The organism is Bacillus sp. DE0042 (genome assembly GCF_007680225.1).
GTDB lineage: Bacteria > Bacillota > Bacilli > Bacillales > Bacillaceae_G > Bacillus_A > Bacillus_A wiedmannii.
Map to the genome: position 1 here is coordinate 17,148 of NZ_VEJP01000012.1, position 14,336 is coordinate 31,483.

Genomic DNA, 14,336 nt, shown 5'->3' on the forward strand with positions numbered 1-14,336 from the left:
TGTAGTTTTTTTAATATGGTACTAATAGTAAATCTTACAAAAAGAATTGTCAATGTTATTTTCTGAATATATTTTATTTTAAGGTAATAGAAACATTCCCTTTCTTATGTCCCTTTTCCACATATATATGAGCTTCAGCAATTTCTTCTAATCGGTAGGTTCTATCAATAACAGGTTTTAAATGTTCTGTTTCAGTTAGTTCTTTTAGTAGAATCATATCCTCTTTACTTACCTTTGCCATCATTCCATTGACAGATACATATTTTCCATTGGATGTTAATGTATTTGTACAAAGGGATTTTTTATACTTCCCAACTGCATCAAATATAATATCGTAGCGCTCGCGCCGCTTAGTAAAATCTTCTTTCGTATAATCAATTACTTTATCAGCTCCTAAAGATTGGACGAGTTCAAAATTTGAATTACTACAAACAGCCGTAACGGTCGTACCGAAATATTTAGCAAGTTGTACAGCAGCTGTTCCTACTGATCCGGAGGCACCATATATGAGCACTTGTTGCCCTTTTTTTATACGGCCCTTTCTCAGGAAATGCAATGCTGAAGTTCCACCAAAAGGAATAATGGCCGCTTCTTCATACGTCACATTGGTAGGTTTTAATGTTATTAATCCACTTTCATGTACGCATGTGTACTCGGCGTAACCACCGAGGTTTAGTTCTGTTAATGCAAAAATTGGATCACCTTTTTTAAATTGAGTTACATCTGTTCCTACTTCTTCGATTTCACCGGATAACTCTACGCCGAGTACAGGTTTTCTCGGTTTTCTGAAACCTAATATGATCCGCATAGGAATCCAAAATAAGAGGGGGCTATTAAAGCCGCGTATTCTACAATCTCCAGTCGTTACACTTGTTGCATGAATTTTAATTAATACTTCGTTCTTTTTAGGTGTAGGTTTCTCTATATTTTGAAGTTGAAGAACGTTAGGTGGTCCATACTGTGTGCAAATGATCGCCTTCATAATGACCTCCTGAAATGAGTTGTTGTTATTTACATCATATTTAAAACCTTCATCAAACATGTCGCTATATAGCGAATAAAGATTAAAAATTATATAGATTTCGTAGGAAAAGAGGTGATATTATTTTGGGAAAGGGGGCGACATTATGAAAAAAACTATTTTTATTTCAAGTTTAGTGCTTGCAATCAGTCTAGGGGTAGGGTGTAGTAATGAAAAAACAGCAAAGACGGATGAGCCGAAAAAAGAATCAGTTCAAAAAGAAAAGGAATTAGCCGCGAAGGATGTTTTCAAGAAAACGAACGAAGCTTTTAAAAATGAAGAGCATGTAACGATGACATATGGTGTAGGGGTAAAAGCTGAGGGAACAGAGATGGATATATTAAAGGCTAAGATGCAATTAGAGCCAAAGACAAAGAATTCTCGTTCTGAAATGAATATTTCCGGTACAGATGTTGTAGTGTATACTGTGGATGGTAAAGTTGCTGGTGAGGTGAAAAACCCTAATACAGGAGAAGTTATAACTGTACCAGAGGAGCAATTAAACGCTGGTGGAATGAAAGCGACTCAAGATATTATAGATAAGTTAGAAGTACCGGAAGTAGTTTTAGATAAAATGAAGATGGAGAAAAGCGGAGATAAATATAAACTGAAATTTACATTAAAAGGGCAAGAAACAGAAAGTATGTTAACTAGCATGGATGAAACACAGAAGAAAATGTTACAAGCACAAAATGCGAAGATAGAAGAAGTGGATGCAGAATATATTATTACAAAAGATTTTAAATATGAATCAGCAAAGATAGACATGATTATGAGTAGTAACGGCAAGGATAAAGCACACATTATTACGAACGCAAAATATACGTCGTACGAAAAGTTTGATCCAATACAATTGCCGGCAGCAAAGTAACAGTTTTGATGAGGGGGGACCTAAAATAAGGTGCCCTCTTTTTTGTATACTTTCTTTATAGGAAAATAGGTACAATATGAAGAGGGAAAACTGTAGAAGAGGAGAGTGTCATTTGAAAAAAAGAAAGATAGCGGCGGTCATTGTAGCTTATACAGTGTTGCTTGCGACATCTATAAATACATATAAAGAGCAACTAGATCATCCTATTATGAGCGATGTAGGAAAGTTGCTTCCAACGAAAATTAAACGTGTTGAAAATGCTGAGGATGAACATTCATTAAAACAGGTAGTGAAAGATGCAAATACTTCTGGAGAGAAAATTTCCATTGCAGGTATGCAACATAGCCAAGGAGGACAGACGTATTATCCAAACGGCACGATGCTTGATATGAAAGGATATAATAAAATATTAGAATTCGATATGGAGAAGAAGAGGATTAGGGTGCAAAGCGGTGTCACATGGAATGACATTCAAAAAAAAATCAATCCATATGGTCTTGCGGTTCAAGTGATGCAATCTCAAAATATTTTTACTGTTGGTGGTTCATTAAGTGTAAATGTACATGGGCGTGATATTCGTCATGAAGCATTGATTGATACAGTAGAGTCATTCAGATTGTTAATGGCAGATGGTACGGTACGTAATGTAAGTAGAGAAGAAAATGCAGAGCTATTTCCATATGTCATAGGTGGTTACGGGTTATTTGGTGTCATTTTAGATGTGACATTAAAGTTAACTGATGATGAATTATATGAAATGCATACGAGAATGATAGATTATAAAGAATACACATCTTATTTCAAAGATAAAGTGAAAAGAGATGAAAATGTTCGTATGCACTTAGCCCGTATTTCTGTTGCCCCCAATTCATTTTTAAAAGAGATGTATGTGACAGATTATACATTGGCGAAAAATCAAAATATGAGGGAAGAGTACAGTGAATTAAAAGAAGAAAATATTATAGCTGCACCGAAATTTTTACTCGGATTATCCCGTTATAGCGATTGGGGAAAGAATACATTTTGGGATATACAAAGAAATTATTTTGAACGTACAGATGGAACGTATGAGACACGAAATAATGTTATGAGGTCAGATAGTGCCTTTATGGAATATGAAAATCCGAATAGAACAGAAGTGTTACAAGAATACTTTGTGCCTGTAGATTTCTTCACGGAATACATAGATGATTTACGTAAAGTATTAAATGAAGAAGAGTTTAATTTGCTCAATATTACGATTCGTTATGTGGAAAAGAATGAAAATGCAGTTTTATCCTATGCGAAAGATGATATGTTTGCGCTAGTTCTTTTAATTAATCAAGGACGCTCAGAGGGTGAAATAAAGAAAACAGAAGATGTCATTCAGAAAATGATTGATGTTACTTTAAAACATAATGGTAGTTATTATTTACCGTACTATTCGTATCCAACGAAGGAGCAGTTAAAGAGGGCATATCCTCGTATAGAAGAATTTCTTCAGAAGAAAAAAGAAGCGGATCCAAAAGAGAGATTTGTGAATTTATTTTATAGGGAGTATACGAAATGACATATAGAAGATTTGTAGCGTCACAAAGCATAATTATGATGGCGGGAAGTATGGTATTTCCTTTTTACATTCTATTGCTTCGGAATGTTGGGAATAGCTTCTCGCAGTTTGGCTGGGCGTATGGCTTATTTGCTTTAACTTCAGCACTTGTATATCCATTAGTAGGAAAGATGTCTGATCGAGTAGGCGATCAAAAATTATTAATTATATATGCTTGGTCCATGGCAATATTAATGCTTTGTTTCCCGATTGCCACGGAAGTATGGCATGTTTATATTCTTCAAATTGTAATGGGAGTTTTAGGTGCTGTGCAGCGTAATACCGAGAAGACGTCGTTAGCACGAAAGGTTGTGCAAGAAAATGCTGGTTATGAGATTGGGAAATATCATGTGTGGACATCGATTGGAGGAGCGGTAGCAATTATTGCAACGGGATATTTAGTAGATTTCTTTACGATTGGCACCATTTTTTATATTGCATCTATCTTATATGTAGTGAGTGGGATTGTATTAAGTAGTAAAAAAATATAATCATCCCCATTTTTACCTGAATACCCTTTATTTGTTATACTAAAAGGGAAAATAAAAGAAAAGGGGACATTGCCTTTGATGAAATTTTTAATTTTAGCTATTCTCACTTTGTTTTTGATTCCATGGACAAGAAGCGGTAGTAAACTTCGAGCAGTGGATAAGAAAGGGGATGAGAAGGTTGTAAAGGGTAAGAAATCATCCATTTTAGTTATTCCTGTATTATTTTGGATAGGTATTGCAATCTATGAATATCTTTGGCTAATCGATGATCGAGCAGATTCGATTCTTACTCATTATGCCGTTGCAGTAGCAGTTTTAATTGGGCTTGTTTTATTTTCACAAAATCAAATAGGGAAATTAGAAGGTACGTTAAAAGGACTTCTAATGTTTGTTTTACTCGCAAGTTACGGCTATTTTGGTTATTTACATGATATAGTAATCACGCAAAAAAAATATGATTCTGTTGTGAAGATCGAGAAAGATATTTCAGAGCCGTTTACTGAAAATGATCAACCGTTTACAGTGCCGCCAAAGACAGCGGAGAATAAAATGAAAAAAGTATTTGGGGATATTCCGAAAGTAGCTTATTTTGAGCTAGGGGAATTAACGCCACAAATGGTAAATGGTGAGGCTTTATATGTAGCACCGATTGAAGTTTCAGGCTTTTTTAAAGCACGTAAAGCTGAAACAATTCCAGGGTACGTAACGATGTCAGGTACGAATCCTGATGCGGAAGCGAAACTGCACCTTGGTTATAAAATGAAATATGTGCCAAGCATGTTCTTCGGGAATAATTTAGAGCGTGTTGTAAGGCAAGCCGAACCAAATCTAATCTTTAAAGGGAAACCTAAATTTGAAGTGGATGATAAAGGGAAACCGTATTATACAATGACGTATGGTGAATTTATTTCAGGAAGATCTGGATTTGAGGTAGAGGGCGTTGTAGTAGTAGATGCACAAACAGGTGAAGTGAAAAGATATGATAAAGGAAAAGCGCCTAAATTTGTTGATGGTGTATTAAATCACGAGACCGCATCTACATTAAATACGTACTTCGGTAAATATATTCACGGATTTTGGAATACGAAATTCTCGCAAACGGATATGAAGATTCCGACTGAGTGGGGAACGAAAGAAGGAGTTACACCAATATTCGGTAAGGATGGAACGTTATATTACTTTACTGATTTCACCTCCCCGAAAGAGGGAGTAGATTCTGCGTTAGGTTACTCGCTTATCGATGCGCGTACAGGTAAGTTGTATTACTATAACGGAAAAGAAGTGAAGGGAATTATGGATGGTTCAGCTGCTTCGGAAGTAGTGGATAATTCCTTTAAGAGAGAGAAATGGCATGGAACGATGCCGGTTATTTATAACGTGTATGGTAAACCTTCTTGGATTGTACCTGTTATTGATGACGGGGGATTAGTACGTGCTCATACAGTTATCTATGCTTCTAATGCGAAAATATTTGCAACAGGTTCGACGCAAAAAGAAGCGCTTGAGAATTATAAAAATGCGCTGAGTGGAAGTGGAGATTCATTTAGACCGACTTCAAATGGTAAAGAAGCACAAAAAGAAGGCGTTGTACAACGTGTATATAAAGAAAAATCAGGTGAAAATACAATTGTGTATGTACTGTTAGAGAATGAACAAAAAGTATTTATGATACCGGTGAAGAAATTCCCATATGCTATGTTTACAGAAGTGGGAGATCCAATTCAAATCACATATTTAGATACAGGAGAGGCGATGTCTTCCGTATCTAAATTTACAAATAGCAATTTGAAAAAGTAAAGCGATAGAAATTCTATCGCTTTTTTTACTGTATGAAACAGGAAAATGCACTATACTTGACGTATGTTTATGTTGTAACTATAATTGTTACGATTTAGTATTTATCGGAAAGGGTGAACGGAAAAAGTGAATGGAGTTAATCACGAAATATATAAACCTGTAAAGACAAATAGGTTATGGATGATTCTTGTATTAGGGACACTTACGGCGATTGGGCCATTATCTATTGATATGTATTTGCCTTCTTTACCAAAATTAACGGATGATTTACAAACAGGCGCATCTCTTGCACAGCTTACATTGACAGCTTGTTTGCTTGGGCTTTCAGTAGGACAATTATTTGTTGGTTCAATTAGTGACATTTACGGAAGGCGCAAACCTCTTATTATCGCTCTTATTATTTATGTTGCTTCTTCTTTACTTTGTGCTATTGCACCATCTATTTGGAGTTTAGTGTTATTACGCTTCTTACAAGGAGCTTCAGGATCGGCTGGGATTGTTATATCACGTGCAATGGTACGTGACATGTATTCAGGTTCTGAAATGACAAAGTTTTTCTCGTTGCTCATGTTAGTAAACGGAGCAGCGCCTATTTTAGCACCGATTATTGGGGGACAATTACTACAGTTCACAACATGGCGCGGTGTCTTCATCGTTCTTGGGGCAATTAGTGTATTTATGTTAATATCAGCTACTTTCGTATTACGTGAAACATTACCTCCTGAAGAAAGAGAAACAGGTGGATTGTCAGGGACGTTGGCGACGTACGGAAAACTGTTAAAGGATCGTCTGTTTATGGGATATGCATTGTCACAAGGGCTAGTAACGGCGGCAATGTTTGCATACATTTCGGGCTCACCATTTGTGTTGCAGAACATATACGGAGCATCACCACAGCAATTTAGTTTATTCTTTGCGATTAATGGTATCGGTATTATTATTGCTAGTCAGGTTACGGGTCGTTTAGCGGGGAAAGTGAATGAGAAAACTTTATTCGTTTCCGGTATTATTATTGCAGCTGTTGGTGGTTTATCTTTACTACTGACAATTGTACTAGGAATAGGTTTAATTGGTGTTTTATGTTCGTTATTCCTTGTTGTATCAAGTGTCGGGGTTGTATCAACAACTGGTTTCTCATTAGCGATGAGAAACCAGAAACAAGCTGCAGGAACGGCATCGGCTTTATTAGGTTTATTACAGTTCATTTCAGGAGCACTTGTTGCACCGTTAGTAGGTATTGGTGGAAGCAACACCGCATTACCGATGGGGGTTGTGATAGCTCTTTGTGAAATTGGTGCTGTGTTATGTTATCTATTTATGGCCAGAAGAAGTGAGAAGCAGTTTGAACTGCAACAAAGACAAAATTTAGAGGCTTAATAAAAAAAGAGCTGATTCAAACATGTGTTGAATCAGCTCTTTTTTCATTTCTTTGAAATAACTTATACAGTGTTGTAAGGTGATGCAAAAGTTATTTGCATAAAGTGACGATACTGTGACAAAAATGTTGGTGTGTATATTAAGGTAGCGTCTTAAGTGTAAAAAGTAGGATGTTCTCGGTATAATAACAAGTGGAGATAAAAGAAACTATAATGAGTAGTAGCTGTAGATAAAAGGAGAAGAAGAGATGAAGAAGGTTTTGGGTATTGCTGTAATGGGAAGTATGATCCTTCTAGCAGGATGTAATGGAAATAAAGATACGAAAGAACCGAAAGAAAAGGTAGAGCAATCTACTGAGCAAACAGAAGAGATGAAAGAATACCGTGCAGTACATGAAAAATACGATATGAAAATGAATAAAGAAATTAATAAAGCACTACAGTTATTTGAAGTGGCAAAAGAAAAGGGCGGTAAGGAAATAACGAATGCTAACTATAAAGAAGATGTGCAAAAAGTAACGACTAGCATGCTAGAAGATATTGATAATATACGTAAAGAAATTCGTGTTCCAAAGTCGAAAGAGCAAGAACATGAGGTATACGCTGGTTTCTTGAATGAATCGGAACAAGCAATGAAAAAATTACAGAAGTTAGCTAAAGAAGAAGACTCATCATTGATTCGTGATATAGAAATTAACTTTGCAACAGCATCAACATACTATAAACGTTTTCAAGCAGAAACGAAAAAATAACCTTGCGCACGCGCAAGGTTATTTTTTCTTCTTACCATCTCCGTCTTCATTCTCGGATACTAATACATTCTGTTCTTCGTGAAATGCAGAGGTTATTTGTCCGGTAATATTATCGAATGGAGTATAAAAAGAAATGATACGTTTCTTTTTAATAAAGAGTTTATCCCGTAAAACCCCCACTGATTAAAGTTTCACTTTATAGAAGCCGATGATGACAAGTATAACGGATTGTTAAGGGTAACTCTATAGTAGTAAGAAATAAAAACTGATTTTTCTAAATATATCCAATTTAATTGACTTTTCATTTTTTCAGAATTATAATTCAAAATATACAATTTGAACCAAATAATAATATAGCAATTTACTTATCCAGAGAGGTAGAGGGACTGGCCCTATGACACCTCAGCAGCGGGTTCTGTAACAGGAACACCGTGCTAATTCCAGCAAGCAAGTCTTGAAAGATAAGTGATGGGCCTTCGTTTATTCAGCCTTGATCTTATTTTTTAAGATCAAGGCTTTTTGTGTTTTAAGAAGCGGAAAAGTAATAGGAACAAATATGTCAATAAAACAAAGTAAATACATTTGTTTAGGGGGTTATTGAAGTGTATGTTATTAAAAAACTATCGGTTATGGTGTTCACGCTATGGGTCATTACAACAGTAACATTTTTGATTATGCATATCATTCCAGGGGATCCATTTTCATCAGATGCGAAAATCTTTCCTGAAGAAGTGATACAAAACATGAGAGCGAAGTATCACCTTGATGAACCGTTATGGAATCAATATGTTGCTTATTTAGATGGCGTAGTTCATTTTGATTTTGGTGAATCTGTTCAATCCACAGGTCAAGGTGTATCAGAAATTATAACGACAGGATTTGGTCCATCAGCGATTATTGGTTTACAAGCACTTGTTATTTCATTATTAGTCGGAATTGCAGCAGGTACATTTGCAGCTCTATATCATGGGAAAGTAATTGATTATAGTGTGAGCTTACTCGCGATTCTCGGTATTTCTATTCCAAGTTTTATTTTAGCACCACTATTTATACAAGTATTTGCTATTCAATTTGAACTTTTACCAGTAGCGTCTTGGGGCACATTCGAACATACGGTATTGCCATCCTTTGCATTAGCGTTAGGACCAATCGCGGTTATTACAAGATTTGTTCGCTCTAATATGATTGAAGTTTTGCAGAGTGATTATATTAAGCTAGCGAGAGCGAAAGGCATACCAATTAAGAAAATCATTATAAGACATGCTCTTCGAAATGCGATTGTTCCAGTACTTACATTTGTTGGACCGTTAATGGCTGGACTTTTAACAGGGACTTTCGTTATTGAAAAAATATTTTCCATTCCTGGTCTAGGAAAATATTTTGTAGATAGTATTTTTAACCGGGATTATCCGGTCATTATGGGAACAACGATTTTCTATAGTGCATTATTAATTTCTTGTATTTTCATTACAGATATTATTCACCGTATTGTTGATCCGCGTATTCGTTCTATTACGTAAGGAGGGGGGACATTTAAATGGGAGCTTATGAAATCAATAAACAGTTATTAACGAATGAGGAGAAAAAAGAATTAACGATAAATAAAGATCAGCAAACGATTAGTCGAAAGAAGGAAGTGTTTCGCAAGTTTATATCAAACCCTATAGCAGTTTTAGGGGCAGTGACGTTATTACTAATTATTATTTTCTCACTGGTTGGCGAAAGTTTAACGTCATTTACTGCGAGTGAACAAGTGAAAGAAGCAACTAATTTACCTCCTAGTAGCGAGCATTGGTTCGGAACTGATGATTTAGGAAGAGACATATGGGCGCGTACTTGGGCTGGTGGAAAAATTTCACTAACAGTTGGATTAGTAGCAGCAGCGCTAGACATAGGTCTTGGTGTACTGATCGGAGGTTTTAGCGGATATGTAAGAGGGCGTAATCGTCTTGGAACGTTAATAGATGAATGGATTATACGAGGGATTGAAGTGTTATATGGTATCCCATATTTATTAATTGTTATTTTACTATTGATCGTGATGAAACCAGGACTTTTTACAATTATAATTGCTCTTGCGTTAACAGGATGGATTGGCATGGCACGTCTCGTTAGAGCGCAAGTCTTGTCTTTAAAACAAAGAGAATTTGTTATTGCAGCAGAGCGATTAGGTACATCGCATATGAAGATTATATACGGACATATCATTCCGAATTTAACAGGCATTATTATCGTAAATTTATCATTTACAATTCCAGCAGCTATTTTCTCAGAATCATTTTTAAGCTTTATCGGACTCGGAGTACAATCACCAGCAGCGAGCTGGGGAACGATGACGAACGATGCACTCGGGACACTACTAAGCGGAGAATGGTGGCAATTATTCTTCCCAGCAATCATGATTGCACTCATTATGTTTGCATTTAATGCAATTGGTGATGGTTTGCAAGATGCAATTGATCCGAAGATTGTAAAACGGAATCGAAAGGAGAAAAAACATGGGACAGCTCTTATCTTTAGAAAACGTAACATTGGCCGTTGAAAAAGAGAATAGTAAGCAAGCAATTGTGAAGCATGTTTCCTTTTCTATTAATGAAGGTGAAATCGTTGCACTTGTAGGAGAAAGTGGTTCAGGAAAAAGTGTTACAGCACAATCTATTGTCGGATTAAATCAAGAATCTATTCACATTGATGACGGAAGCATCTCTTTCCAATCTCAAGGATTGACGAATTTACAAGAATCAGAATGGAATCAAATTCGAGGGGAAGATATTTCGTTTATATTTCAAGACCCTCTGTCCTCTTTAAATCCGACGATGAAAGTAGGAAGGCAAATTACAGAAGTGATTTTGCAACATGAGAAAAAATCGAAAAGAGAAGCAAAAGAAATTGCGATTAACTTATTAAATGATTTAGGGATACATGAAGCAGAGAAACGTTTTGAACAGTACCCACATCAATTAAGCGGAGGTATGAGGCAACGTATTTGTTTAGCAATTGCGTTTGCGTGTCACCCAAAGCTCGTTATTGCAGATGAGCCTACAACTGCATTAGATGTAACGATTCAAAAGCAAATTATGGGGTTATTAAAAGAGCGAAAAGAAAAACAAAATACGAGTATTTTATTAATTACCCACGATTTGGCACTTGTACGTGAAGTAGCAGATCGAGTAGTTGTGATGTACGGGGGACGTGTTGTTGAAAAAGGGACGATACAAGAAGTGATAGGTTCACCTAAGCACCCATATACGATAAGTTTATTGCAAGCTATTCCGAATATGGATGATTCTGAAAAGGTACTTAGGGCCATTGAGGGAACAACACCATCAATTGAAACGTTAAATAGCTTTGGGTGCCCATTTGTAAATAGATGCCCAGTAGCAATACAAGAATGTGTTCATCGTTTCCCTGATAGAACAGCATATTCTGGGGAACACAGTTCACATTGTTGGCAACATGTTCTAGAGCATGACCAAGCGAAATCAAAAGAGAAGGTGAATGCCTCATGACGACAGATTTAATTACTGTAAAGCAAGTAACGAAAACGTATGGAAGTAAAAAGAAAGAAATCATAGCGCTAAAAGATATATCACTTTCTATCCCGAAAGGAACAACGCTTGGCATTATTGGAGAAAGTGGTTCAGGAAAGACAACACTTGGTAAGCTCATAGCTGGGATCGAGAGCCTAACGTCTGGTCAAATTGATTATAACGGTCAAGTTGTTCACAAGTTGAAATCAGCTCAGAAGCGAGATTTCTTGCAGAAAGTACAATTCATTTTTCAAGATTCAACAGCTGCATTAAATCCGCGCTGGAAAGTACGCGATAGCGTAACAGAAGGATATATTTCATTCGGTTTAGGTGATAAAGGATTGAAAGATGAGGTAGCAGGTGATGCGCTAGAACGTGTTGGATTAGATAGACGATATATTGATCGATACCCACACGAATTTAGCGGAGGACAACGTCAACGGATCGCTATTGCAAGGGCGTTATTATGTGAGCCAGAAGTATTAATTCTGGATGAACCAATTTCAGCGTTAGATGTTTCACTTCAAATCCAAATTGTGCACTTGTTGCAAAAGATTCAAAAGGAACAAGGTTATACATATTTATTTATCGCGCATGATTTGCCGATGGTTCACTATTTATGTGAAAAGGTAGCTGTCTTATATAAAGGAGAACTTGTTGAATTTGGAAATACGGATGAAGTATTCCGTAATCCTCAACATTCTTATACAAAAACATTATTAGCATCAACACCAAAAATTTCGGGTTAAAGGAGAATGTAGGATGAAGAAATTTTTATTATTTGTCATTATGACCGTATTAGCAATTACTTCTGTCGCTTGCGGTAAAAAAGAGGCGCAAAAGGCGAGTGCTGGTAAGGGGGAAGGAGATCGATTAGTAACGAATATTGGTAGCGATCCATATACACTCGATTCCGCAATTGCAACAGATAGCACATCAGGTTATGTAATTGGACATTTATTCTCAAGCTTATATACGCAAGATAGTGATGGGAAATATCAAAATGAATTAGCAGAGAAAGAAGAAGTAAATGCAGATGGAACTGAATATACAATCCATTTAAAGAAAGATATTAAATGGTCAGATGGTTCTCCTATTACAGCAAATGATTTTGAATTTGCATGGAAGCGATTATTAAATCCGAAAACGGGTTCTATGAATGGGACAGAAATGTACTTTATTAAAGGTGCAGAGGCGTATAATACTGGAAAAGGTGAAGAAAGCCAAGTTGGTATTCAAGTTGTTGATCCTCAAACATTAAAGGTAACACTTGAGCACCCAGTTGCTTCTATTAAACAAAAATTAGCGAGTTCATTATTTATTCCATTATCTAAAAAATCAATTGATGATAACAATAAATTAAAAACAGATCCAAAAGAGTTAATTACAAATGGACCATTCACGTTAAAAGAATGGAAGCATAACCAAGCAATTACAGTACAAAAAAATAAAGAATACTATGATAAAAAGGTAACATTAAAAGAAATTGAGTTTCGTATTATTCCAGACTCTAAAACGGCGTATCAATTGTACAAATCAAAAGAATTAGATTTATTAAGTGGCTTACCACAAGAGATGATTGAGAAAGAAAAAGGGAATAAGGAATATAAACGTGTTGCAGGATTCTCATCTTATATTTACTCGTTTAACGTAGAAAAAGAGCCATTTACAAATGCGAAAGTACGTAAAGCATTTTCATTAGCAGTTGATCGTAAGTTTATCGTTGAAAAACTGTATAAGAATAATGCGCAAGAAGCATATGCATTCGTTCCAGAAGGAGCAAAAACACAAAGTGGTCGTGATTTCCGTAAAGAAAAAGGTGATTACGTAAAATTTGATACAACAGAAGCGAAAAAATTATTAGAAGAGGGTATGAAAGAACAAGGTTGGTCTACATTACCTGAAGTAACATTAAAATTCACAACGGATACACAGCATAAAAAAGTAGCAGAAGCAATGCAGGAAATGTTTAAGAAAAATCTTGGTGTAGATATTAAATTAGAAAATAAAGAGTGGAAGAGTTACATCGATACATATAAGCAAAGTGATTTCCAATTAGCTTATATGGGATGGGGCGGTTCTTTATTAGACCCAATTACTAAACTAGATTTATATGCAGGTGATGGTCCAAACAACTATGCAAAATGGCATAATAAAGAATTTGACGCTTTAATCAAAGAAGCAGAAGTTGAACAAAATGAAGATAAGCGTTTTGATTTATTGCATAAAGCAGAAGATATTATGTTTACAGATTCACCGTTAATTCCAATTATATTCCCTTCTGATTCTTACTTACAAAAAGGATCAGTATCTGGACTTCAATATTATGTTGGATCTAAACCAGATTTAAGATATGCAAAAATAAAGAAGTAGGCAACCGCCTACTTCTTTATTTTATTTCTCTTTTATATTCTTTTTTCGTTCCATCAGAGAAGACAACTTCTAAATCAAACTTTTGGTAGTCTTTATCAAGTTTGAACACATTTACTACTTGATCGATTACTTCTTGGTCAGGAGTATCTTTATCAAATTTTAATTCTTGTAGAAGTGGGCTTAATTTTGTAATAGCCTCGTCACCTGTAAACTTTGCATTTGATTTGTGGTCTTCAAGTTTTGCTTCCATTTTCTTATCAGCTGCTACATTCTTATAATCAGCCTCGTAGTCTTTCTTCGTATCTTGATAGTCTGCATCTAAACTAAATTCATTGAAGTTAAGTTTTAAATCAGCAGGAGCTTCATTTTTTGCTTCTTCAGTAGTTTTCTTATTAGAAGTTGTATCTTCTTTTGCAGGAGCTTTACATCCTGTTAATACAGGTACTAGCATAAGCGCTAATAAAACTGATAGTAAAATTCTCATTATAATTTCCTCCTTATGTAAATTCGTTCTATACAAGTTTTTCCCAAAATCAT

General features: G+C 35.6%; 14 protein-coding genes and 1 riboswitch. Of the genes, 11 read left to right on the forward strand and 3 right to left on the reverse strand.

The window, feature by feature from the left end:
* Positions 1–73: 73 nt before the first annotated feature.
* On the reverse strand, positions 74–982 hold the full coding sequence (locus tag FS802_RS28505; protein WP_000643894.1) for an NAD(P)-dependent alcohol dehydrogenase: 909 nt from the start codon (positions 980–982) through the stop codon (positions 74–76).
* 145 nt (positions 983–1,127) lie between these two features.
* Between FS802_RS28505 and FS802_RS28510 the strand changes: the two genes are divergently transcribed.
* From FS802_RS28510 to FS802_RS28535, 6 genes are all read left to right on the forward strand, one after another.
* A complete protein-coding gene (locus FS802_RS28510; RefSeq protein ID WP_000750885.1) occupies positions 1,128–1,892 on the forward strand; it encodes a DUF6612 family protein in 765 nt (254 codons plus the stop codon).
* Positions 1,893–2,004: 112 nt separating this feature from the next.
* Positions 2,005–3,441: an FAD-binding oxidoreductase gene (locus FS802_RS28515; protein ID WP_000746270.1), complete on the forward strand. Its 1,437-nt coding sequence runs from the start codon at positions 2,005–2,007 to the stop codon at positions 3,439–3,441.
* On the forward strand, positions 3,438–3,971 hold the full coding sequence (locus tag FS802_RS28520) for an MFS transporter (protein WP_000222364.1): 534 nt from the start codon (positions 3,438–3,440) through the stop codon (positions 3,969–3,971). Before FS802_RS28515 ends, FS802_RS28520 begins: the two co-directional genes overlap by 4 nt.
* A gap of 78 nt (positions 3,972–4,049) precedes the next feature.
* Entirely contained in the window at positions 4,050–5,768 is a 1,719-nt protein-coding gene (locus tag FS802_RS28525) for a DUF3981 domain-containing protein (RefSeq protein ID WP_070169275.1), read from the forward strand.
* A 126-nt stretch (positions 5,769–5,894) separates the two neighbouring features.
* Positions 5,895–7,145: a multidrug effflux MFS transporter gene (locus FS802_RS28530; protein WP_001014693.1), complete on the forward strand. Its 1,251-nt coding sequence runs from the start codon at positions 5,895–5,897 to the stop codon at positions 7,143–7,145.
* A 247-nt stretch (positions 7,146–7,392) separates the two neighbouring features.
* Positions 7,393–7,896, forward strand: coding sequence for a hypothetical protein (locus tag FS802_RS28535; protein ID WP_000756531.1), 504 nt, complete (start codon positions 7,393–7,395; stop codon positions 7,894–7,896).
* Positions 7,897–7,914: 18 nt separating this feature from the next.
* Here the strand turns inward: FS802_RS28535 and FS802_RS28540 are convergent, their stop codons facing one another.
* Positions 7,915–8,076, reverse strand: a complete 162-nt coding sequence (locus tag FS802_RS28540) for a DUF3951 domain-containing protein (RefSeq protein ID WP_098656609.1) — start codon at positions 8,074–8,076, stop codon at positions 7,915–7,917.
* A 182-nt stretch (positions 8,077–8,258) separates the two neighbouring features.
* A riboswitch (SAM riboswitch) is annotated at positions 8,259–8,364 on the forward strand.
* A 134-nt stretch (positions 8,365–8,498) separates the two neighbouring features.
* Between FS802_RS28540 and FS802_RS28545 the strand changes: the two genes are divergently transcribed.
* Genes FS802_RS28545 through FS802_RS28565 form a run of 5 tightly spaced genes read left to right on the forward strand, consistent with a single transcriptional unit; the run spans position 8,499 to position 13,799 of the window.
* Positions 8,499–9,416, forward strand: a complete 918-nt coding sequence (locus tag FS802_RS28545) for an ABC transporter permease (RefSeq protein WP_000289321.1) — start codon at positions 8,499–8,501, stop codon at positions 9,414–9,416.
* A 17-nt stretch (positions 9,417–9,433) separates the two neighbouring features.
* A complete protein-coding gene (locus FS802_RS28550; protein ID WP_000501543.1) occupies positions 9,434–10,438 on the forward strand; it encodes an ABC transporter permease in 1,005 nt (334 codons plus the stop codon).
* On the forward strand, positions 10,395–11,405 hold the full coding sequence (locus tag FS802_RS28555; protein ID WP_000531251.1) for an ABC transporter ATP-binding protein: 1,011 nt from the start codon (positions 10,395–10,397) through the stop codon (positions 11,403–11,405). The genes FS802_RS28550 and FS802_RS28555 overlap by 44 nt, the downstream gene beginning before the upstream one ends.
* Positions 11,402–12,175, forward strand: a complete 774-nt coding sequence (locus FS802_RS28560) for an ABC transporter ATP-binding protein (RefSeq protein ID WP_070169277.1) — start codon at positions 11,402–11,404, stop codon at positions 12,173–12,175. Before FS802_RS28555 ends, FS802_RS28560 begins: the two co-directional genes overlap by 4 nt.
* 13 nt (positions 12,176–12,188) lie before the next feature.
* Positions 12,189–13,799, forward strand: a complete 1,611-nt coding sequence (locus FS802_RS28565; protein WP_070169278.1) for a peptide ABC transporter substrate-binding protein — start codon at positions 12,189–12,191, stop codon at positions 13,797–13,799.
* A 16-nt stretch (positions 13,800–13,815) separates the two neighbouring features.
* Here the strand turns inward: FS802_RS28565 and FS802_RS28570 are convergent, their stop codons facing one another.
* Positions 13,816–14,283 (reverse strand): YusW family protein, encoded by a 468-nt coding sequence (locus tag FS802_RS28570; RefSeq protein ID WP_001221562.1) that lies wholly within the window; start codon positions 14,281–14,283, stop codon positions 13,816–13,818.
* Positions 14,284–14,336 lie beyond the last annotated feature (53 nt).

Coding starts and splice junctions, on each gene's coding strand:
- FS802_RS28555 (WP_000531251.1), top strand. CDS start 10,395: ATGGGACAGCTCTTATCTTTAGAAAACGTAACATTGGCCGTTGAAAAA.
- FS802_RS28570 (WP_001221562.1), bottom strand. CDS start 14,283: ATGAGAATTTTACTATCAGTTTTATTAGCGCTTATGCTAGTACCTGTA.
- FS802_RS28560 (WP_070169277.1), top strand. CDS start 11,402: ATGACGACAGATTTAATTACTGTAAAGCAAGTAACGAAAACGTATGGA.
- FS802_RS28525 (WP_070169275.1), top strand. CDS start 4,050: ATGAAATTTTTAATTTTAGCTATTCTCACTTTGTTTTTGATTCCATGG.
- FS802_RS28505 (WP_000643894.1), bottom strand. CDS start 982: ATGAAGGCGATCATTTGCACACAGTATGGACCACCTAACGTTCTTCAA.
- FS802_RS28510 (WP_000750885.1), top strand. CDS start 1,128: ATGAAAAAAACTATTTTTATTTCAAGTTTAGTGCTTGCAATCAGTCTA.
- FS802_RS28550 (WP_000501543.1), top strand. CDS start 9,434: ATGGGAGCTTATGAAATCAATAAACAGTTATTAACGAATGAGGAGAAA.
- FS802_RS28565 (WP_070169278.1), top strand. CDS start 12,189: ATGAAGAAATTTTTATTATTTGTCATTATGACCGTATTAGCAATTACT.
- FS802_RS28535 (WP_000756531.1), top strand. CDS start 7,393: ATGAAGAAGGTTTTGGGTATTGCTGTAATGGGAAGTATGATCCTTCTA.
- FS802_RS28520 (WP_000222364.1), top strand. CDS start 3,438: ATGACATATAGAAGATTTGTAGCGTCACAAAGCATAATTATGATGGCG.